This window comes from Bartonella sp. CL71SXKL (genome assembly GCF_042194935.1).
GTDB lineage: Bacteria > Pseudomonadota > Alphaproteobacteria > Rhizobiales > Rhizobiaceae > Bartonella.
Genome location: NZ_JBHINI010000010.1, coordinates 44,680 through 67,262, shown reverse-complemented (window position 1 = coordinate 67,262; position 22,583 = coordinate 44,680). Strand labels below are relative to the sequence as shown.

Sequence of the window (22,583 nt, the reverse complement as noted above, 5' to 3'; positions counted from 1 at the left end):
AGTGGATGTTACGATGACTTTAGAAGAACAAATGAAAGATATGGGACAAAAAGCACGCTATGCCGCTGCAGCGTTAGCTGTTGCTTCTTCTGAGCAAAAGAACAATGCATTAGAAATGATCGCTTTAAGTTTAGAGGCTCAGTCAGATGAAATTTTACGGGCGAATTGTCAAGATTTAGAGAATGCTGCTCAGAATAATTTGAAAGCTGCAATGATTGATCGGCTAAAATTAGATGATTTGCGTTTACGTGCAATGATAGACAGTGTTCGCCAAGTTGCTCGTTTATCTGATCCTGTTGGACAAGTGATGGATGAATGGACGCGTCCAAATGGGCTTCATATAAGTCGTGTACGAACACCTCTTGGTGTGATTGGCATTATTTATGAAAGTCGTCCCAATGTTACAGTTGATGCGAGTTCTTTGTGCTTAAAAGCAGGTAATGCTGCGATTTTGCGCGGTGGTTCGGATAGCTTTCATTCTTCTCATGCTCTTCATTTAGCTTTGATACAAGGTTTAGAGCGCTCTGGTTTACCCAAAGATGCTATCCAAATGGTTGGAACGACAGATCGTGCTGCCGTTGGGGAAATGCTCAAAGGATTGGATGGAGCGATTGATGTGATCGTACCACGTGGTGGAAAGAGCCTTGTTGCTCGTGTTCAGTCTGATGCACGTGTTCCAATTTTTGCTCATTTGGAGGGACTTTGTCATATTTATATTGATAAATCGGCAGATTTAGATATGGCACGCAATATTGTTTTAAATGCAAAGCTGCGGCGAACAGGGATATGCGGTGCTGTTGAGACAGTTCTCATTGACGGCCAAGCATTAAAAAAATTTCTTCCTGTTTTAACTGCTTTACAGGAAAAGGGGTGTGAAATTCGTGCCACAGAAGATATTGTTTTTCTTATGCCAGATGTCAAATTAGCTTCTGAAGAAGATTGGTCGCATGAATATCTTGATGCTATTCTTTCTGTTAAAACGGTTGAGGGTGTTGAGGGAGCCATTTCTCATATCAAGCGTTATTCATCAGGACATACGGAATCGATTATTGCTGAGGATTTGGAAGTGGTGAAGAATTTTTTTAATCATTTAGATTCAGCTATTTTATTACACAATGCATCTACACAATTTGCTGATGGAGGTGAATTTGGTTTTGGAATGGAAATTGGTATCGCAACAGGAAAAATGCATGCACGTGGTCCCATAGGTGTTGGACAGCTAACATCATTTCAATATCACGTTAAAGGAAATGGTCAGGTTAGAGCTTGAGAACACCATTTTTTCCATGGAAAAATTGTATGCCACATGTTGAAAGATCTAATGTTGTGGGTCTTTTTGGTGGTTCCTTTAATCCACCGCATGCGGGGCATCTTCTTGTTGCAAAAATTGCCATTCGGCGTTTGCATCTTGATCAGTTATGGTGGATGATCACTCCAGGAAATCCTTTAAAGGATTGTACACAGTTGCCCTCTTTAGAGGAGAGAATGCAATTAAGTTTTAAACTTATTGACCATCCAAAAATTCGCTTAACAGGTTTTGAACAGGCTATAGGGAGCAAAGTATCAGTAGATACGATTTTTCATATTCTTACCCATTACAGTGGCGTAAATTTTGTATGGATTATGGGGGCAGATAGTTTTGCGACGATACATCAATGGTATCGATGGCATGATATCGTCTCTATGCTTCCTATTGCGATTATTGATCGTCCTTTAGGCAATCGGTCAGCACTTTCTTCTCCTATGGCACATATTTATCGCCGTTTTCGTTTGGATGAGAGAGAAAGTAAGCGATTACCTTTTATCAAGCCACCAGTTTGGACTTATTTGCATGGACCTTTATCTTTTCAATCTTCAACAAACCTTCGTTTGAAGAAGAATGATTTTTCTTGAACATTTCATAAGATTCTGCTTCTCTTTAGAGAAGTCTCTTTTTTAGATTCCACAACGATAAGAAAGGATATTGATCTGAAAAACGTTGCACACAAACACTCTTACGATATTATGCCTTCAAAAGAAAAAAAAGTTTTTTCTGTTAGTGAGAGTCTTGAAGTTATTCTCAAGAGTTTAGAAGATACAAAAGCAGAAGATATTGTTGCTATTGATATTCGAGAGAAGTCATCTTTGGCTGATTATATGGTCATAGCTTCAGCAAATTCGCAGCGTCATGTATCGTCTGTTGCTGATCATTTATTACATACTTGGAAAGATAGTGGGCAGGGGCTTGCGCGTGTAGAAGGGCTTGCTGGAGGTGACTGGGTATTGATTGATACAGGTGATATTATCACTCATCTTTTTCGTCCAGAAATTCGTCTTTTTTATAATTTAGAAAAAATATGGATGACACCGGATTTAAACGATACGGCTTTGCTTCTCTTCGGAGATCATTAAAATGCAAATTTCTATTTTTGCGGTTGGTCGTATGAAAAGTGGGGCGGAGCAAAAATTAGTTCAGCATTATTTGGATCGTTTTTCTAAAATTTCTGGAGATGTAGGCTTTCATTTAAAAAAGTTACAAGAGATACCAGAAAGTCGTGCTCACACAGTTTGTCAACGTATGGAGGAAGAGGGCAGAAAACTTATTGAATTTTTACCTGAAAAATGTCGATTAATTGTGTTAGATGAGCGTGGAGAATCGATTTCGTCAATTTCTTTTTCTGAAAAATTGAGGTGTTATCGTGATGAGGGCATTCGAGATGTCGTCATTGCTTTGGGAGGACCTGATGGGCATAATGAACAAATAAAGAAGCGTGCTGATTTTCTTTTATCTTTTGGTTTGATGACGTGGCCACATCAAATTGCACGTATTCTTCTTACAGAACAACTTTACCGCGCTGTAACAATTGAAAATAACCATCCGTATCATCGTTTTTAATATTTTTGTGCAATTTTTAGCACTTATTTATATGTTTATTAATATTGTTTTAGCTGACACCATTTAAAGCATCTCTAATGTATACGATGAGGTGTCATGGTTTTTGCAAATGAAAAAGCTTCTTCATAGAAAGATGCTATATTTATATGAGGAGTGCGTCATATTTGTCATTCTGCTCTTGAGTATGTTTTTTTGCTTTTCTGTATCGCGTGCGGAAGATACAATGAGGAGTACGGAAGTACATAAAGAATTAGGAGAAATTCGCCAAAATATTTCACTTTCGCGTGAGCGTGTTGCTTTTCTTATGCATCAAGTTGAGCATTTAAAAAAAGATCAACGTGTTTTGAGTGATGCACTCATAAAAGCGGCTAAAGAAGAACGTATAGTAGCAGATGATATTGCTAAAAGGGAAGAAAAGCTTAAAAAAATGATAGAAAAGCGGGTACAAGTCTATCAAAGTTTAAAAAATCGTCGTGCTGAATTTGCGGAAGTTCTTGCAATTTTGGAGCGTATGGGATTGAATCCGCCTCCTGCTCTTATGATACAGCCAGAGGACGCGTTGGCTTCTATACGTAGTTCTGTTTTATTAGGTACTGTTATTCCTCAGATGCAGGAGAAAACACGAGATTTAACAGAAAAACTCAAGGAGTTGACCAATTTGAGTAATTCCATTACTACGGAATATAAGGCATTAAAGACAAAACTGCAAAATCAAGCAGAGCAGCGAAAACGTCTAGAGCTTTTATTAGACCAAAAAAACAAACTACAAAAAAAATCAGAAAAAGAACTTACAGAACAGCAACAAAAAAATATTGCTCTTGCTAAAAAAGCGCAGTCTTTGGAAGAATTGATTTTAGAGCTCGATCGTCAGTCAAAACTTAACTCTGATGCATCAGTACAGGTACGGAAAAGTTTGCAATTGTTAGAACAGTCCAATTTTGAAAGCCGAAAAGGTTCTTTACTTTTTCCTGTTTCAGGAAAAAGAATACATCTCTCTAACAAAAGTTCGCAGATTACGCGCTTTGGTGAAACGATAGAAACAGAGGCAGGAGCTGTTGTTATATCACCTGTGGATGCTTTTGTTGCTTTTGCAGGGCCATTTCGTTCTTATGGACAGTTAATCATTCTCAATGTTGGAAATGGTTATCATATCATTCTTACTGGAATGTCGAGAATTAATGTAAAACAGGGGCAATTTGTTCTTTCAGGTGAGCCTCTGGGTATAATGGAGATGCAATTTATTTCAAACAGTGTTGCATTGGATATAGGAAAAACTTCTCCAATGCTTTACATTGAGTTTAGAAAGCAGGGAAAACCTGTAAATCCAACTCCTTGGTGGCAGACTGAAAAAATAAGAAGGAGCCAAAATGATTCGTAAAGTTATTCTTTTGGTCGCTGGGGTATTGCTCGGCGCCTGTTCAATGATTATGGTGCAGTCTGTTGCTGCGAATAATGAAGATAATGCATATAAAAAGCTAGCTATATTTGGCGATGTTTTTGAGCGTGTGCGTATGCAATACGTTACAGTTCCAGATGATAAAAAGCTTATTGAAAATGCTATCAATGGCATGCTCACATCACTGGACCCTCATTCATCTTATTTGAATGCTGAAGAAGCCAAGGATATGCGGGATTCTACGAAAGGAGAGTTCGGAGGTCTTGGTATTGAGGTCACTATGGAAAAAAACTTAATTAAAGTTGTTTCACCAATGGATGATACTCCCGCTTCAAAAGCAGGTATTCTAGCAGGAGACCTTATTTCAAAAATTGATGATGTACAAACGAATGGTCAAACATTGAATGAAGCTGTTAATAAGATGCGAGGTGCTCCTGGAACACCAATTACCTTAACAATTATTCGTTCTGGTGTTGATAAGCCATTTGAAGTGAAGATTGTTCGTGATATTATCAAAGTAAAAGCGGTGAAATATCGGGTTGAGGGTGATATTGGATATTTAAGAGTTATCCAGTTTTCTGAGCAGACATTGAATAATCTTCTGGCGGCAATTAAAGATATCCAATCTAAAATTCCTGAAGATAAGCTAAAAGGTTACGTCCTTGATTTGCGGCTTAATCCGGGTGGGCTTTTAGATCAAGCTGTTAATGTTTCGAGTGCTTTTCTCAATAAAGGTGAAATTGTGTCGACTCGTGGGCGCAAAAAGAGTGATGTGACAAGATTTGATGCGAAGCCAGGTGATGTCATCAATGGAAAACCGCTCATTGTCCTTATTAATGGTGGTTCGGCAAGTGCTTCTGAAATTGTTGCGGGTGCATTACAAGATCATCGTCGTGCAACAATTTTAGGGACGCAGTCTTTTGGTAAAGGATCTGTTCAAACAATTATTCCTTTGGGTGAAAATGGGGCTTTACGCTTAACAACAGCACTTTATTACACGCCATCTGGCACTTCTATTCAAGGAACAGGGATCACGCCTGATATTATTGTAGAGCAACCACTCCCTGAAAAATATAAGGGTTATGATGTAAAAGTTGGTGAGTCTGCATTAAAAGGACATATCAAAGGAAAACGAGAGAGTAATAAAGGATCTGGTTCAGCTGCTTTTGTTCCCAAAGACCCTAAAGATGATATCCAGTTGAATGAGGCTTATAAATTGTTACGAGGTGAAATGGCAAATGCCGCATTTCCACCAGATCCCAATAAGGATGTGTTAAAGTGAGAATTGATATCTATAGCTTGCAATTTTGAGGAATATTAAATGGATGCAGGTATTAATTTGAAGGTTCTTCCATATCGCAAATGTGTTGGGATTGTTATCTTTAATCATGACGGTAAAGTGTGGGTTGGGCGTCGTTTAATGATGCCCATTCATGCAGATATTGAAATATCTCATCGTTGGCAGCTTCCTCAAGGAGGGATTGATGAAGATGAAAAACCATTAGATGCAGCATATCGTGAACTTTATGAAGAAACGGGTATTCGATCTGTGAAGTTGATTAAAGAAGCACAAAATTGGTTCCATTATGATTTTCCACAAGAACTTATTGGGTGCACATTAACAAATAAATATCGTGGGCAAATACAAAAATGGTTTGCTTTCCAGTTTACAGGAAAGCTTTCTGAAATTGCGATTAATCCGCCACCAGATGGCAATAAAGCGGAATTCGATCAATGGAAATGGATTGATCTAGAAACCCTTCCGTTGATTGCTGTTTCTTTTAAAAAGCACGTTTATACGAAAGTTGTCAGCGAATTTCGAGGTAGCCTTAGACCATTATAAAAGCTATATGATTACGAGAAAGCTTTTTTTATTAAGATGCTTTATATTATAATAAATAATAAACATGTTTCTCTTTTATGTAAAGAACAGGAATATAAAATGAAAAAGTTATTTAATTTACTTATAGTTTTTACTCTCTTGAGTATTTCATCTGTTGCATTTGCAACAAGTTCAAAACCTCCTGCATCAAAAGATGCGGCAGCGACATTGCCAAATGGAGCTTCTTCTTTGACTGAAACCTACGGTTTGTGGACTATTAACTGTGGTATACAAGAAGGGAAAAGAATTTGTTTTATGCACCGTCAAGAAGTGAATGAGCAGGGGCGTGTTGTTGTGGCTATGGGCCTTACTCTCGATGCTGAGGGTGTTGTATCTGGTAATTTAACAGTTCCTTTTGGCATTTTGGTTTCTAAGCCTGTTCGTTTACAAGTTGATGAGGGAAAAGCTGTTATCGAAACCGGTATCCGGACTTGTGTACCAGCAGGTTGTGTGGTTCCTGTCGTTTTTGACAAAAATCACGTAGCAGCTTTACGTTCTGGAAAACAGTTAAAGTTGGCGATGACAATTGCTGCTGCAGGTGAACCAGCTTTGAATGATTTATTTGTTCAGCTAGATGGTTTTAGCAGTGCTCTTAATCGTTTGACTGCTTTGCAGAAATAATTTTAAAACTAAAAGCGGCCTTTAAAAGGCCGTTTTTAGTTTGTTTGTTTTTTATATATTAATAATTAAGACGATGAGATTTAAGATTAATCCTATAAGGGATATTCAGATTTTTTGCCGTTTCTTCTATTGTATGTGCTATTTTTAATTTTGATATTTGTTTTCTAACTGCATCGTCATTAAATAGAGAGATGAAGAATTTAGATATCTGGTTTTTATTCAAGAAAAAAGAGTATTGAAATATAAAACCATTTTTTGATACACAGACCTGCTTTAATGAAGGTTTTCTATACGCTCTTCTGTTTCCTTGATTGAAAGGGATGACGCATGATTTATGCATTGCTTCGAACGATTGATTTGATTTTTGAGATTTATATTGATATTTTAATCGCTAGTGTCATTTTTTCTTGGCTTTATGTCTTTAATATCATAAATTCACGCAATCGCTTTGTTGTTTTGGTAGGAAGCTTTCTAGATAGTCTTACAAATCCCGTTCTAAGCCGTATCCGGAAAATTTTACCAAATTTGGGAACGATTGATATTTCACCTATTGTAGTGTTCATTATTATATATTTTATTCGTACTTTTATGTGGCGCGTTTACGCAAACATGTATGTATAGAAATATTACTTGAGGCGAATACATGTTTTATCAAGTTGATAAAAATAACTTGATTTTGTTTGTATATCTCATTCCCAAATCGTCCGTTGACAAAATAATAGGGATTGAATGTAGGGATGGTGAGAAACAATATCTGGTTATACGCCTTCGTGCTGTTCCTGAAGATGGAAAAGCGAATAAAGCTCTCATTAAATTTCTTGCCAAGCAATGGAGAATACCATCTTCTTCTATTTCTCTGAAAAACGGTGCAATATCTCGCTACAAACAACTTTACTTTTCAACACATTTAGAAGAGCTAAAGCAGATATGGCAATCCTTTAGAGATTGCATCTCGTAGAAAAAATAAAGAATAAAGCCTATTTTTAAATAGGCTTTATTTTATTAAAATCGTTATATTTTTTTATTGCGCTCAACAGCTTGCTTAATTAATTCATGCGCAAAGTTTTTATCACGCCATCCTTCAATTTTAGCCCATTTTCCAGGTTCCAGATCTTTGTAATGCTTGAAGAAATGTTCAATTTGTTTGAGTGTAATCTCGGGTAGATCTGTATAGTCATGAATATTGATATAGCGTTTTGTTAATTTTGTAGTGGGAATGGCAATAATTTTTTCATCTTTACCACCATCATCTTCCATCATTAGAGCTCCGATGGGGCGAACATTGATAACACAACCAGGCATAAGTGGACGGGTATTACAGATAAGGACATCAATAGGATCACCATCATCTGAAAGCGTATGAGGGACAAAACCGTAATTTCCAGGATAAACCATTGATGTATGAAGAAAACGGTCAACAAATAATGCACCAGACTTTTTATCCATCTCATATTTTATTGGTTGCCCACCAAGGGAGACTTCCACAATAACGTTAATATCTTCTGGTGGATTTTTGCCTACGGGTATTTCCTTAATATTCATAGAGACATCCTTTCTGGAATATAGTGAGGCTCAATACAATTAAATATTTTACCAAAGAGATTATGAAATTAACTTGAAATTGATGCACGTGTTTTTTCAAAACGTTTACGTTCATTAGGATCAAGATAGAGTTTGCGGAGACGAATATTTTTAGGGGTTACCTCCACAAGTTCATCATCTTGTATCCACGATAAGGCACGTTCTAATGTCATTTTAATGGGAGGCGTTAACTTTACGGCCTCATCTTTTCCAGAAGCGCGCATATTGGTGAGTTTTTTCCCTTTTAAGACATTGACTTCTAAGTCATTATCTCGTGAGTGGATGCCAATAATCATACCTTGATAGACTTTCACACCCGCATCGATGATCATAGGACCACGATCTTCAAGATTAAAAAGAGCATAAGCGACAGATTCACCGTTGTCATTTGAAATCATAACACCATTAACACGACCAGCAATGTCTCCTTTATAAGGTTCATAAGCATGGAAAAGGCGATTCATAATTGCTGTACCACGTGTGTCCGTTAAAAGTTCAGATTGATAACCAATGAGTCCTCGGGTTGGTGCATAAAAGACAAGGCGGACACGATTACCTCCAGAAGGACGTAATTCCACCATTTCGCCTTTACGTTCAGACATTTTTTGTACAACAGTACCGGAATATTCTTCATCAACATCGATAACAACTTCTTCGATTGGCTCAAGAGTTATTCCATTTTCATCTTTTTGCATAACAACACGTGGGCGTGAAACACTAAGTTCAAATCCTTCACGGCGCATATTTTCAATGAGAACTGCAAGCTGTAATTCTCCTCGTCCTGAAACGTAGAAAGAATCTTTATCGGCTGATTCTTCAATTTTAAGAGCGACATTGCCTTCTGCTTCTTTTAACAATCGGTCACGAATGACACGGCTTGTTACTTTATCGCCTTCAGTTCCAGCAAGGGGACTATCGTTGACGAGAAAACTCATAGTAACAGTAGGAGGATCAATTGGTTGGGCAGTAAGGGGTTCATTGACAGTAGGATCACAGAAAGTATCAGCTACGGTACCTTTTTGCAGACCTGCAATCGCAACAATATCACCAGCACTTCCTTCTTCAATAGGTTGCCGTTCTAAGCCACGAAACGCTAAAATTTTTGAAATACGCCCAGTTTCTAAAAGTTTTCCATCTTGTCCAAGAACTTTGACATTTTGATTGGGTTTTAGACAGCCAGAATGAATCCGCCCTGTAATAATTCGTCCCAAAAACGGATCCGCTTCAAGAATAGTTCCAATCATGCGAAACGGTCCTTCTGCTACACTAGGAGAAGGGACATGCTGCGTCACAAGATCAAATAAAGGACCTAATCCATGATCTTTTGGTCCTTCAGGGGCTTCAGCCATCCATCCATCGCGTCCAGATCCATAAAGAATAGGAAAATCAAGCTGTTCATCGGTTGCATCAAGAGCAGCGAAAAGGTCAAAAACCTCATTAATGACTTCATCAACGCGTGCATCCGATCGGTCAATTTTATTAATAGCAACAATAGGGCGCAATCCTACTTTCAATGCTTTGCCAACAACAAATTTTGTTTGTGGCATTGGTCCTTCAGCAGCATCAACAAGTACAATGGCTCCATCAACCATATTTAGAATGCGTTCAACTTCTCCACCAAAGTCGGCGTGTCCTGGTGTATCAACAATATTAATTCGAGTATCTTTCCAAACAACAGATGTCACTTTCGCTAGGATTGTAATTCCGCGTTCTTTCTCAATATCGTTTGAATCCATCATACGTTCGCTTGTACGCTGATTATCACGGAAGTTTCCTGATTGCTTGAGAAGTCCGTCTACAAGCGTTGTTTTCCCATGGTCAACGTGGGCAATGATGGCAATGTTACGCAATTGCATAAATTTTCTTCTTTTCGTTTAATGAAATTTCATTTGAGGCAAAGTCTTTACATTCTTTGCCTGACTATTAAAAAACCTTTTACATGTTTTTTTATAGTTTTGGAAGATGGAGGCAATATTTTTATGACAAAACTATTTATCCAAGTCTTTAAGGCTCTATTAAGCTTCAATTGCTGGAGCTTCGTAAAAGGATTTTTATAGTGCGTATGTTCTATTCTCGAGCTAAGAATTATCCAAAAAATCACCGTCAACTTGATTTCTATCAATATGACACAAGGAGTTTATATGAGCTCTTGTAAGAGTAAGTAAGTATAAAGCTAGCCATATTATTGTTGTTGTTTTGCAAAGAGATTAATAAAAATCCGGAATATCTCTCAATCCATAGCCAATTTATTGACAATTGTACAACATTCTTATTCTAAATAAAGCTTTTTCTTATTCTATAACTTGTCAATCAAAATCCAGATCTAATGCAACCGTGTATTTGAGGTAAATATTGAGATGATTAAGAATTTTATAAGAAGTTCTAGCTTTTGTATGCCAGATTGGGGCAAGAGTTATATCTATTTTATTTATTTATGAACCCGGAATATAGTCTTATTTAGAAAGAATATGAAGGCATCCAAAGAAAATTTCCATCTTTGCCGTTAATCCAATTTATGCTTTCAAAGGCATCTAAAGTAATATCTTTTAAACCATGGAGATAGTGCTTTGCCCCTCACACTTTTGTTAATCGTATTCTCTAATAGGAGCATGCTTTTCATGCCAAACAGAACACTTTAAACAGAATATACTTGTTGTTGCATATTCATGTACTTAAGAGAGATTGCTTAACGTATACTACATCCATTCCATGATAGGCTCATAAATGATATAATATACGCGAATAGTATACTATTAACGCCTTTGTGAAAAAATATAAAACTGTTGAGCATTATCATTCTTTCTCAGCTGTCAATATTGCGCCAGTTTTTGCTACGAGAAAGAAGATATAAGAAGTATTTTATTTTTTTCTTGAATAGTTTTTAGCCATACACCGATCTCGTTTGTGACTGGCAAGAAGATGACTTTAATCGATTTAATATGAGAAGCTTTATGATGAGGTAAATTTACGTTATTCGGAGCTGTTATTCAAAAAAAATAATAAATTATCTATGGAGCGGTGCGCTAGAAAATAAATAATAAAGCTTATTTTCTTATGGAAAGAATCTTAGGTTACATGACAAGATCTTTCCATAAGTAAGAGTTTTTACTTTACATGTTTAAAGAAGAGTTCCTGACAAAATGAGGGAAGCTACAGAAAAATAGATTATAATGCCCATGACATCTACTAAAGTTGCCACAAAAGGAGCAGAAGCACTTGCTGGATCAAATTTTAAACCTTTAAGAATAAAAGGCAACATAGATCCAGAAAGAGAACCAAAGGTAACGATTCCAACTAAAGCTGTACCCACTGTTGTCGAAATAGCAATCCAATGTTGTCCATAGTCGTAGATACCCAGTTTTTGCCAAAGAGCAATGCGCGTAACACCAATAATTCCTAGTAAGAGACCAAGGGATAGTCCTGTTGGAATTTCACGAATGATCACTTTCCACCAGTCTTTCAACGTGAGTTCACGTAAAGCCAATGCACGGATAATAAGGGATGTAGCTTGTGAGCCGGAATTTCCTCCTGAGCTCATAATGAGAGGTATGAACAGTGTAAGAATAATCGCTTTTTCGAGTTCTGTTTCGAAATGTTGCATAGCGCTTGCTGTCAGCATTTCACCGATAAAGAGTAAAGCGAGCCATCCGCCACGTTTTTTCATCATTTCAGGAAACTTAATTTGCATATAGGGCTTATTAAGCGCTTCCATACCCCCAAATTTATAGGCATCTTCATTCATCTCATCGACCATAGTATCAAGCACGTCATCAACGGTTACAATGCCAATGACATGGTTACTTTCATCAACTACAGGCACAGAGAGAAGATCATGGCGCTGGAAAAGGCGTGCGATATCTTCATGATGTGTGAAGGGCGATATTGTAATGGGCGAGTCATGGGTAGGGACATTAAGAATTAGTTCATCAGGTGAGGCAAGAATAAGGTTACGCAGGGAAACAGCTTTGAGAAGAGTACCTGTTTTAGGGTCAATTACATAGCTGGTATAAACTGTTTCACGTGTTCGCTCGACCTCACGGATGTGATCCAAAGTTTTTTGTATGGTCCAGTTTGAAGGAACGGCTATAAATTCTGTTGTCATCAGTGCTCCTGCTGTATGGTCAGGATAACTGGTGAGTTTTTTAAGTTCAGCGCGCGTTAAGGGGTTAAGCAAGGCATAAAGTCGTGTGCGGGTTTCTTTATCCATTTCTTGAAAGACGTCTGCAGCAGCATCGGCAGACATGCCATCAAGAATTTCAACAGCACGATTTATAGGGAGAAGTTCTAGGATGGCAGCAGGTTGCTCAAGCTCTGGTTTATCAAAAAGTTCGATAACATAATCAAGAGGCAGAAGACTAAGAATAGTTACACGTTCCATGATATCGAGGTCATTTATGATATCAATAGAGTCTGCAAAATGCTGGTTCTTTAACTTTTCTGCAAGAGCTTCAGGAGAAAAATTTTTGAAGTCTAAGGCCGTTTTGATTTCAGTCATGATAAAGTACCTCCTGAAGAGTTGGAGAGTTATAAATCTAGATAATAGATGAGATAAAAACAAAAGTTTATGGAAGATTTAAAAAAAAACTCCCCAGCTATATTCCCAATTGTTAATATTTGAAGTAAAGTCAAGGGTGAATTATAAGTTATAAACAAGTTTCTGAATCACTAAAACGAGAATACAGCTTAATTTGAGGATAATATAAAAGCGTAAATGTAAAAATCAGTTCTGATTTTTACCATCATTTCTTTAATGCAGTTTTGTGATTTTCAAAAGAATCTACAGCAATATTTTGTAAAGAGTGGAGATTATGCCTTTCTCCAAGTGTTTTTGTTAATATGCAATTCTATTGTGATGTGTGAGCGAATAATCTTTATTGCTTCAATATAATATGGTTTAAAATGAAAGAACTTTGCGATTTTCAGGTTTTTTATTCAATAGCGTTTTGAAAGGTAGTTTTGAAACTCACGAGATAGTTTTAGTATGTTATCAATTTGTGTCGTAAAGATAATTGTTACAGTTTAAATTTATAATGGAGACATAAAGTATTATGGCAAAAGAAGCAGTGCTGGAGTGGAAGGGATTTTCATGTCTTCCTGATTTTTCTTCTATAAGTGATGAAGATTTTAAACCCGCTTTTGAACAGGCTCTTCAAGAAGCCGAAGAAGAACTAGAGGCGATTGCGATGGTGCAAGAACCACCAACGCTTGAGAATTTTTTACAGCCTTTTGAGCTTTGCGGCAAAGCGCTTGATCGTGTCTGTTCAATATTTTTCTTACGCACCAGTGCTCATACGAATGTATTAATTCAACAGCTAGAGCAAGAGTTCGTTGTAAAACTTTCTCGTTATTCTTCAAAAATGATGATGGATGCGCGGATATTTGCGAAAATAGATATGCTTTATAAACAGTCGCAGCTGGGCACATTTGAGAGTGAAACAACACGTGTTCTTGAATTATGGTGGAAAAAGTTTGTTTGTCATGGGGCAAAACTCGATGAAAAAGCTAAGAAACGGCTTTTGGAAATTAATGAAAGACTTGCTTTTTTAAATGCTACTTTTGGACAAAATGTCTTAAATGATGAAGCTGAATGGATTCTATTTTTAAAACAAACAGACTTATCTGGTTTACCGCAAGATCTCATTGCTTCAATGAAGGAAATTGCGTGTGAAAGAGGCAATGAAGAAGCGTATGCATTAACACTAGCACGTTCGATTGTTGAACCTTTTTTAAAATTCTCTGATCGTCGTGATTTGCGTGAGGTTGCATTCCAAGCTTGGGCTAAACGTGGTGAAAATAATAACAAGAATGATAATAAAACAATTATTGTAGAGATTGTTGCGCTTCGAGATGAGCAGGCTAAATTATTGGGATATAAATCTTTCGCAGATTTGAAGCTCGATAATACTATGGCTAAAAGTGTTGATTCCGTTATGGATTTGCTTATGCCTGTATGGGAGCGCGCAAGAGCGAAAGCTTCTACTGAGCAAATTGACTTACAAAATTTTGCCAACAATCAGGGCTGCAATGAATCTTTAGCTGCTTGGGATTGGCGTTATTATGCTGAAAAACTTCGCACTGAAAAACTTTCTTTCGATAGCGCGGAGATTAAATATTATTTTCAGCTTGATCGTATGATTAAAGCGGCTTTTAGGGTAGCAGAAAAACTCTTTGGCATTACATTTGAAGAAAAAAACGCTGTTACACTTTGGCATCCTGATGCACGTTTGTGGGAAGTAAAAAAGTCTGATGGAAGTCTACTTGGGCATTTTATTGGTGATTATTTTGCGCGTTCTTCAAAACGCTCCGGTGCGTGGATGAGTAGTTTGCAATCACAACATAAATTGGATGGCGGACAAAAGCCTATTATCTACAATGTTTGTAATTTTGCTAAACCGCCCAAAGGAGAAGTTGCTCTTTTATCACTTGATGATGCACGTACGCTTTTCCACGAATTTGGACATGCATTGCATGGTTTGCTTTCTGATGTCACATGGCCATCTGTGTCGGGAACATCTGTTGCACGTGATTTTGTTGAGCTACCTTCTCAACTTTACGAACATTGGTTAACCGTGCCAGAGATATTAAAATCTTATGCTATACATACAAAAACAGGCCATCCTATGCCACAAGAGTTGATAGATAAAGTTTTAGTAGCACAGACATTTAATGCAGGATTTTCTGCCGTTGAATTTATCTCATCAGCTTTAGTGGATATGGCTTTTCATCAAGGCGAAACAGTCACTGATCCAACAGTGTTTGAACGCCAAGAATTAGAAAAGCTGCAAATGCCTGACACAATTATTATGCGTCATCGTCCCCCACATTTTATGCATGTGTTTGCAGGGGATGGTTATGCATCTGGTTACTATTCTTATATGTGGTCGGAAGTTCTTGATGCAGATGCTTTTCAGGCTTTTGAAGAAACGGGAGATGTTTTTAATTCAGAGCTCGCTGATCTTTTAAAGCGTTGTATTTACTCCGCTGGAGGAAGTCGTGATCCAGAGGAGCTTTATAAAGCTTTTCGGGGACGGATGCCTTTACCAGAGGCAATGATTAACAAACGTGGACTATAAGATATAACGGTATGGTTAACACCATGCCGTTTTCATATTATTCGAAAGGTGCAGTTGCTAGTTATGCAAATTTCCTCTTCATTATAGCTCTGTAAACAGAGTTTTTTATCTTATTCGCTTTTTGTTTATAGAGGAAAACAGATTTTGTATTTTAAATAGACATTATGGGAAAGAAAAATCATCAGCTCGATCTTTTTGATGCCCATTTGGTGGAAACCATGATTTTTTTATAAAACTTGACTTTCTTTTGCCTAAAAGGTGAGTGTTTTGTTGTGCCATATCATCGAGGCTCATTGGAAGCTGACGCATAATTTTACTCCGCTCTTGATTCTCTGATTCTTGTATAAGTTTTTGAATAGCTTGATCGGTTGAGTAAGGATTTCCATGAGAAAAGGCATAAAAATTTAAAATATTTTTCAATGGCTTTTCTAAATAAGAGGCAAGTTTTTTCTTTCCTTCAGGGGTGAAATGCATGCCATTATTGGTGCGTAATTTGGTTATTTTCCCATTAATATCATAGCCTGAAAAAGAAAAATTTCCTGTCTCATCACTAAAGCCGCTCCAGATATCGAGAAAATACCCTCCTGCTGTTTCTGTTTCTTGTTGATAGAGCGCATTAAAAATTTTTATTTTTTGTGTCAAAAGATCATTTTCAAAAGAAGGCTGACCTATCCATATCCATGGTTTTCCAGAGGCATGAAGACTTTCAGCAATTTCGATAATTCTTTGTTTGTAGATGCGCATCCATTCTGACTGATCTGTGTTAATCATGTTATGAGAGTCTGTGATGGGTTGATTATCATTTGCACCGATCATCATGATAATAACATCGGGATTATTTTGATCAATGAGTTTAGAAATATTGCCTTGCCAAGAATAATAATCCGTTCGAACTAAGCCGGAAGCTGGTATTGTGTTGTTCATGATAACGATATCGCTATTATTTATAAAAGACTTCTTAAGTGCATCGGCAACAGCAGAAGCTGCAAAATCCCCTATGACAAGAACGCGCTTTGCATTCTCATTTTTTAGCTTTTGTATGTTTTTTTGTGTTACGATCTTTTTTTGCGGCTTGTCTATTTTTTGTTCTATAATTTGCGGTGGCTGCTGTGTCTGTTTGTTTTGTTGTGACAACCATTTGAAGAAGTTCGTTGCTTTACTTGGGGATGGCTGTAAGATCCCCACAATAGAAAGTGAAAACAGCAATAATGTCAAGTATATCAGGCGAAAAGAAGACAAAAATTTAGTCTCCCTTATTGTTTGCGAAGGAGAAAAAGCACTTGAGATGATGGATATCCATTTGCTTTTAGACCGTGACGCAGTTGAAAAGCTTTAATTGCTTTGCGAGAAGCTGTTCCGATTTTTCCATCAACATTCCCTTTATAATAGCCCAGTGCACTTAAGCGAGATTGTAGTTCTTTACATTCCTGGAAAGTAAGAGGTTGAAAAGGTCTTTGCCAATCATTTACCAATCCAGGATGTCCAGCAATGCGATCAGCAAGAAGGCCAACAGCAAACGCATAACGATCTGCATTATTATAATGTTTCAGAACAAAGAAATTTTTTGTGACTAAAAATATAGGTCCTTTTGCTCCATCTGGATATTTTAATATTGCTTGTTCAGCTGATGTAGGAAGAGGGTGCCCATTTGCGTGTTTTACACCTAATTTTTTCCATTGTTCAAAGGAATACCAGCCTTCAGGAAGGTTTTTCCCCTGCGGCACTTTTACCTCTACTCCCCAAATAAGATTAGGTTGCCAGCCATTTTTGTGGAGAAGGTTAGCAGCAGTAGCCAGAGCATCTGGAACAGAGTTCCAGATATCACGCCGTCCATCTTGGTCCATATCAACTGCATAGGCGAGATAACTGCTTGGAATAAATTGTGTATGCCCCAATGCACCGGCCCAAGATCCAGTGAGTTGAGAGCGTTTAATTTCGCCACTTTGTAGAATTTTCATAGCAGCAATCAGCTGTGTATATGCATATTTTGCACGTTTTTTATCAGCATAGGCTAAAGTTGCAAGAGAGCGAATGGTATCACGCATTACACTTTTATTGGCTAAAACCTTCCCATAGTTGCTTTCCATTGACCAAATAGCAAGCAGAATATTGTGATCAACACCAAAACGTTTTTCAATTTGAAGAAGCCATTTGTTCCATTTTTGAGTTTGGCGCCGTCCTTCCTCAATTGCAATATCATGGACACGATTATCGAAATAGTTCCATGAAGGAGCAACAAATTCCGGTTGGTATGCGGCACTTTTTAGAACTTCTGGATCAATGGCATTAACACCTTTAAACGCCATATGAAACGTAGAAGGGGTAATATTGTGAGCAATAGCTATTTTTTTAAATTCTTTAATCCAGTGTTTAAATCCGCTATCAGCATATGAAAGGGATATAAAAAACATAAAAAAAGCAGAAAAAATAACGGCAGAGACAGTGAAAAGAGTTCTCCAAGTTATTGACTTCTCTAAAAAGAGAGTCTTCAATTCTGTTTTTTGCATTTTGAAATCCCCATTAATATTCAATTCATTAGATGTGCAATAACTTTATTTTGTATTTAGTTTAATCGATAATATGATCAAGAAGAGGAAAAAACTGAATAAATAATACGTTTTAATCTTTTCAATAAATTCTCAGACTCTTTTTACATTTTTATTATCCATTATAATGATAATCAAAACAATAAGATATCTTTTTTACCATTTCGTAAAAACATATGATAAATAAAACAAAAAAGTTATATGAATTCATTGAGGAGGGTGAGTGTGCGTAAAATCCGGAAAGCAGTATTCCCAGTTGCAGGTCTTGGGACGCGTTTCCTTCCTGCGACAAAAACGATTCCTAAAGAAATGCTAACAGTTGTTGATAAACCTGTTATTCAATATGTTGTGGATGAGGCGAGGGAAGCTGGTATTGAGCATTTTATTTTTGTGACTGGACGTAACAAAGCAGTCATTGAGGATTATTTTGATGCGCAAGTTGAATTATACACGACACTTGCTGAATGTGGAAAGAAAGAAGATCTTGCAAATTTATACCGTTTACAGCCATTACCAGGGTCAACTTCTTTCACTCGGCAACAGCAACCTTTGGGATTAGGGCATGCTCTTTGGTGTGCGCGTGAATTAGTTGCAGGGGAACCTTTTGCTTTGTTATTACCCGATATGTTGATACAGGCGAAAAATGGCTGTCTTTCTGAGATGATTAGTCTTTATGAAAAGGTGGGTGGGGGAAATATTATAGCAGTTCAGGAATGCGATCCTAGAGAAACACATAAATATGGTATTGTTGGGAAAGGCAAACAGATTGCAAATGGTTTTGAAATCACAAAAATGGTAGAGAAACCAGCACAAGGAACGGCACCATCAAATTTGTACATCAATGGACGTTATATTTTGCAGCCAGAAATTTTTAATATTCTTTCCACTCAAGAACGGGGAACAGGAAATGAAATTCAATTAACAGATGCTATGATACGGCTTTCAAATGAGCAAGATTTTTGGGGTTTGCAAGTAAAAGGGCGCACTTTTGATTGCGGTTCTAAAGCTGGTTTTATTGAAGCCAACGTTGCATTTTCTTTGGCACGCGCTGATATGCACAGCCACGTTTCTGCTTCATTGAAAAATTTACTGGAAACCATTAATGTTGAAAAATAATATAGATCTCTCATTTAATTTTATTGATCGAATTTGATTATGATAATATCGTCTCCTCATATGGCTTTGCAGGGTGCTGTTGTATCAGCGCTTAAAACACTTGCCAGTGAAAAGCAGGGGCTTGAAGCCCTTGAAAAAGCTCTTCTGGAAAGTCTTTCTTCTTCTTTTGAAGCGGCTGTTCAAACTATTAGAAATGCTCGTGGACATGTGGTTATTACTGGTCTTGGAAAAAGTGGTCATATAGGGACAAAAATTGCAGCAACCTTAGCCTCAACTGGAACACCTGCCTTTTTTGTTCACGCTGCAGAAGCCAATCATGGTGATCTTGGTATGATTGGATCTGATGATGTTATTCTTGCTTTATCATGGTCTGGTGAAACTCAAGAGTTAAGTGGTATTATGAGTTATGCGGCGCGTTTTCGTATTCCCCTTATTGCGATGACATCAAGTAAGCACTCTGTGTTAGGACGACAAGCTGATATTGTGCTATTATTACCAAAGATAGAAGAGGCTTGCCCCCATGGTTTAGCCCCTACAACTTCAACAATTATGCAATTGGCAATGGGAGATGCATTAGCGGTTTCTCTTTTAGAAATGCGTGGTTTTACCGCAACGGATTTCAAAATATATCATCCTGGTGGTTCTCTTGGTGCAAGCCTTAAATACGTGTGTGATATTATGCATGAGGGTGATAATATTCCTTTGGTAATGCAGGGAACATCTATGACTGAAGCGATGAATGTTTTGGTGGAAAAACATTTTGGTTGTGTTGGTGTTGTGAATCAAGAAGGTGAACTAATCGGAATTGTAACTGATGGCGACCTTGCACGTAACATTCATTTTAATTTATCAAAATTTAATGTTGACGAGGTGATGACCAAAGCTCCTAAAGTTGTAAAGCCAAATACACTTGTTGGTGCAGCAACAGCTTTTATTAATGATCATCAGATTGGTGCATTTTTCGTGGTTGAAGATAAAAAACCGATAGGAATTGTCCATTTTCATGATCTTTTGCGCATTGGCGCTGCTTAGATTAAGCTTCCTTATCAAATAAAATGTTATTTTAGGTTGAAATAGATTGCAGGATACAAAGTTACAATTTTATTGTGAGGTGGCTTTACTGATATTTTGTGGAAGAAAATGATTATTTTACGCATTTCATAATGTTTAGAAAATTCTCAGGGTAAAGATTATACCAGCCTCTTTGCGTATTTTAGAGAGGATTTTCTATCAGGAGGAGAACGGATCGCCTCCTGCTTAATGTGTGTGCTCCCTCTGTTCTTAAGAGAGGTTTCCCTTGTACTTTGTTTAAGATTTCCGCTTAAGGAAAAACTGTGCTCCTGTATGTGAGGTGCAGAGAAGTTGTGTGGCGTCATATGACATTGTACAATTGACTCTAGAAATTGTTCCACGGAGAATAGAGCGTATTTCAATTTCTATATTTTGGGCATTGAGATAATTATATGCCCCTTCTGATAGTTTTTCTTCTGTATCTGCTGCACGCGTTTCAAAAACACCATTGTGGAAAGAAGAAATAATACCATTCTCATCAACCCATTTCCCATCAATTCCAGTTGGCATATTTGAATTATAATATTGCGAAAATTTACAGGCACTTAACAGCAAGGCGGTGATTGTAAGACATAAAATATGATAGGTATGTTTCATTTATTGCACTCTATTTAGATTATTTGCTCTCGAGTTTCTATAACATTATTAAATTACCCCATGAGTCAATATGAAAAATTTAATGAAAATCAATGAAAAAGCAAAAAAATGGAAAAAAATGCCTTAATGTTGTATTTAATTGATAGCTTGATGAAGTTCGTAAGTGAAACACAAGAGGTGAAATATTTCTTATGGTTTACAACAATTTTGATATTAAGCTGCTGAGTAGTCTCAAAGGAGATTATTGACATTATGGTTGGTCCCATTCTTGTTGCGAGTGAAGATTATGGAAGACGTATAGAACTTTCTGCTATGCTGAGAGGTTTTGGTTATCGTGTCATTGAAGCAGAAAATGGTCTCCGTACTATTGATCTTTTACACAGGCGTAAAAACATTGTGCTTGCACTCCTTGATGTCGTTATGAGTGATTTGAGTGTGAGCGATTTGATTAAAATGATTAGAGTTGCTGGTGTTTCTGTTCCTATTGTCGTTATAGCACAACAAGAGAATCAGCATTTACTCCAGAAAGCTTTAACAGCTGGAGCTATTGATTATTGGATCCATCCAGTAACATTATTACGCGTAAGAGTTACTTTGGATATTCTTGCTCTTATTTCTGCCTTGGAGCATGAGGTTCGAGATATTCGGCGAAAAAAAGAGAATCATTTACGGTTTTCTGATCTTTGCGTAAAAAGTAGAGCTATGCAGATAGTGTTAGAACAATCGAGACAAGCAGCAACTTCTTTACAGAATCTTTTGATAGAGGGGGAAGCTGGAACAGGACGTGAGACATTAGCTCGGATTATTCATCATGAGGGATTATTTTCGGAGGGTGTTTTTGTTCGCTTTCAATGTTCAGCCATCGTTGATCCAGAAGAAGAAAATCAGCAGTGGTTTAAAGAATTCCTACCATTGGTTTCTTCTCTTGAAAAAGGGACACTTTGCCTTTGTGATATTGATCGACTTGAGCCCATACAGCAAAAACGGTTTGCTCATTACCTTAAAGAGAGGGAAAGGGATACAAAAGGAGGATTTTCCCCTTTTCGGATCATTGCTATTTCAACATCGCGTTTAAAGGACTTGGTTAATGAGAACTTTTTTTTGCATAGTTTGTTTGAACAATTTTCTCACTTGTCTATTAGCGTCCCTGCTTTACGAGAATTAAGGGATGATTTTCCAGAGATTACACAACGTTTGATTGATCGCATTATCACAGAAACAGGGCGATCACATGTGCATGGTTTAGCAGGCTCTGCTCTTTCCTTGCTTATGCAGTATGATTGGCCTGGCAATAGAAATGAGCTTGAAACCTTTTTATTTCGTGCGATTTTACTCAGTGAAGGACCTTTATTAACTGTTCGAGATTTTCCGCAATTAATGGGAAATTCATTAATGAATGTTCCCAATATCATTGAGGGTAATATACAAGAAGATAATGAACAAGAATCGATAAAATTTTTGAATACTGATGGGCATGTGCGTACTTTTGCAGAGATGGAACATGATATTATAGAGAAAGCGATTAAACATTATAAAGGACATATGAGTGAGATTGCGCGCCGCCTTCATATTGGTCGCTCTACACTTTATAGAAAAATGGAAGAATTGAGAGCAATAAGAAATCAAGAACGAAAGTAAAATTCATAACAAATTTCTCTTCATGACAAGCATGAGTTTCAAAAAAATAGAGTGGATTTTGATAAAGTTCGTGGGGGAAGCTTAAGAAAACAATTATTTATTGTAAAATTTATCTATAGAGGATGATTTTGTAGATTTAAATCAAATATAAATTTTATGTGATTATTTTAATCGTTTGTTTCAATTT

Annotated in this window: 20 protein-coding genes; 14 read left to right on the top strand and 6 right to left on the bottom strand. The window is 37.1% G+C overall.

Going from position 1 to position 22,583, the window contains the following annotated elements; all coding sequences use genetic code 11:
- The first annotated feature begins 13 nt into the window (after positions 1–13).
- The 10 genes from ACFILA_RS06610 to ACFILA_RS06565 all read left to right on the top strand — a co-directional run bounded on the left by ACFILA_RS06610 (position 14) and on the right by ACFILA_RS06565 (position 7,732).
- Positions 14–1,270: a glutamate-5-semialdehyde dehydrogenase gene (locus ACFILA_RS06610; RefSeq protein WP_375660860.1), complete on the top strand. Its 1,257-nt coding sequence runs from the start codon at positions 14–16 to the stop codon at positions 1,268–1,270.
- 29 nt (positions 1,271–1,299) lie between these two features.
- Positions 1,300–1,893, top strand: coding sequence for a nicotinate-nucleotide adenylyltransferase (locus ACFILA_RS06605; RefSeq protein ID WP_273790637.1), 594 nt, complete (start codon positions 1,300–1,302; stop codon positions 1,891–1,893).
- A gap of 111 nt (positions 1,894–2,004) precedes the next feature.
- Positions 2,005–2,391, top strand: coding sequence for a ribosome silencing factor (gene rsfS, locus ACFILA_RS06600; protein WP_375660859.1), 387 nt, complete (start codon positions 2,005–2,007; stop codon positions 2,389–2,391).
- Position 2,392: 1 nt separating this feature from the next.
- Positions 2,393–2,875, top strand: coding sequence for a 23S rRNA (pseudouridine(1915)-N(3))-methyltransferase RlmH (rlmH, locus tag ACFILA_RS06595; protein WP_375631100.1), 483 nt, complete (start codon positions 2,393–2,395; stop codon positions 2,873–2,875).
- A gap of 133 nt (positions 2,876–3,008) precedes the next feature.
- The gene (locus ACFILA_RS06590) at positions 3,009–4,253 is read left to right on the top strand and encodes a murein hydrolase activator EnvC family protein (RefSeq protein ID WP_375660858.1); all 1,245 of its coding nucleotides are present in this window, start codon (positions 3,009–3,011) and stop codon (positions 4,251–4,253) included.
- Entirely contained in the window at positions 4,243–5,553 is a 1,311-nt protein-coding gene (locus ACFILA_RS06585) for a S41 family peptidase (protein WP_273790634.1), read from the top strand. The genes ACFILA_RS06590 and ACFILA_RS06585 overlap by 11 nt, the downstream gene beginning before the upstream one ends.
- 39 nt (positions 5,554–5,592) lie before the next feature.
- Positions 5,593–6,114, top strand: coding sequence for an RNA pyrophosphohydrolase (locus tag ACFILA_RS06580; RefSeq protein WP_273790633.1), 522 nt, complete (start codon positions 5,593–5,595; stop codon positions 6,112–6,114).
- A gap of 99 nt (positions 6,115–6,213) precedes the next feature.
- A complete protein-coding gene (locus ACFILA_RS06575; protein ID WP_273790632.1) occupies positions 6,214–6,774 on the top strand; it encodes an invasion associated locus B family protein in 561 nt (186 codons plus the stop codon).
- Between the two features lie 327 nt (positions 6,775–7,101).
- Positions 7,102–7,395 (top strand): YggT family protein, encoded by a 294-nt coding sequence (locus tag ACFILA_RS06570; protein ID WP_375660857.1) that lies wholly within the window; start codon positions 7,102–7,104, stop codon positions 7,393–7,395.
- A 22-nt stretch (positions 7,396–7,417) separates the two neighbouring features.
- A complete protein-coding gene (locus tag ACFILA_RS06565; protein WP_273790630.1) occupies positions 7,418–7,732 on the top strand; it encodes a DUF167 domain-containing protein in 315 nt (104 codons plus the stop codon).
- 53 nt (positions 7,733–7,785) lie between these two features.
- Here the strand turns inward: ACFILA_RS06565 and ppa are convergent, their stop codons facing one another.
- The 3 genes from ppa to mgtE form a co-directional block, all read right to left on the bottom strand.
- On the bottom strand, positions 7,786–8,316 hold the full coding sequence (gene ppa / locus ACFILA_RS06560) for an inorganic diphosphatase (protein WP_273790629.1): 531 nt from the start codon (positions 8,314–8,316) through the stop codon (positions 7,786–7,788).
- Between the two features lie 68 nt (positions 8,317–8,384).
- Positions 8,385–10,211, bottom strand: coding sequence for a translational GTPase TypA (gene typA, locus ACFILA_RS06555; protein WP_375660856.1), 1,827 nt, complete (start codon positions 10,209–10,211; stop codon positions 8,385–8,387).
- Positions 10,212–11,473: 1,262 nt separating this feature from the next.
- Positions 11,474–12,850, bottom strand: a complete 1,377-nt coding sequence (gene mgtE / locus ACFILA_RS06550) for a magnesium transporter (RefSeq protein ID WP_375660855.1) — start codon at positions 12,848–12,850, stop codon at positions 11,474–11,476.
- 553 nt (positions 12,851–13,403) lie between these two features.
- On the opposite strand from mgtE, the gene ACFILA_RS06545 reads away from it, so the two are divergent.
- On the top strand, positions 13,404–15,428 hold the full coding sequence (locus ACFILA_RS06545) for a M3 family metallopeptidase (protein WP_273790626.1): 2,025 nt from the start codon (positions 13,404–13,406) through the stop codon (positions 15,426–15,428).
- A gap of 162 nt (positions 15,429–15,590) precedes the next feature.
- Here ACFILA_RS06545 and ACFILA_RS06540 read toward each other — a convergent pair whose 3' ends face one another.
- Together ACFILA_RS06540 and ACFILA_RS06535 are read right to left on the bottom strand one after the other, a co-directional pair.
- Entirely contained in the window at positions 15,591–16,667 is a 1,077-nt protein-coding gene (locus ACFILA_RS06540) for an SGNH family hydrolase (protein WP_375660854.1), read from the bottom strand.
- A gap of 14 nt (positions 16,668–16,681) precedes the next feature.
- On the bottom strand, positions 16,682–17,935 hold the full coding sequence (locus ACFILA_RS06535) for a lytic murein transglycosylase (RefSeq protein ID WP_375660853.1): 1,254 nt from the start codon (positions 17,933–17,935) through the stop codon (positions 16,682–16,684).
- 264 nt (positions 17,936–18,199) lie between these two features.
- Between ACFILA_RS06535 and ACFILA_RS06530 the strand changes: the two genes are divergently transcribed.
- Both ACFILA_RS06530 and ACFILA_RS06525 read left to right on the top strand, forming a co-directional pair.
- Positions 18,200–19,090, top strand: coding sequence for a UTP--glucose-1-phosphate uridylyltransferase (locus tag ACFILA_RS06530; protein ID WP_375660852.1), 891 nt, complete (start codon positions 18,200–18,202; stop codon positions 19,088–19,090).
- Between the two features lie 39 nt (positions 19,091–19,129).
- Positions 19,130–20,122: an SIS domain-containing protein gene (locus tag ACFILA_RS06525; protein WP_375660851.1), complete on the top strand. Its 993-nt coding sequence runs from the start codon at positions 19,130–19,132 to the stop codon at positions 20,120–20,122.
- A 276-nt stretch (positions 20,123–20,398) separates the two neighbouring features.
- Here ACFILA_RS06525 and ACFILA_RS06520 read toward each other — a convergent pair whose 3' ends face one another.
- Positions 20,399–20,758, bottom strand: a complete 360-nt coding sequence (locus tag ACFILA_RS06520) for a hypothetical protein (RefSeq protein ID WP_273790621.1) — start codon at positions 20,756–20,758, stop codon at positions 20,399–20,401.
- Positions 20,759–21,010: 252 nt separating this feature from the next.
- Here ACFILA_RS06520 and ACFILA_RS06515 point away from each other — a divergent pair, with 252 nt between their 5' ends.
- Positions 21,011–22,396, top strand: a complete 1,386-nt coding sequence (locus ACFILA_RS06515) for a sigma-54-dependent transcriptional regulator (RefSeq protein ID WP_375660850.1) — start codon at positions 21,011–21,013, stop codon at positions 22,394–22,396.
- Positions 22,397–22,583: the final 187 nt, after the last annotated feature.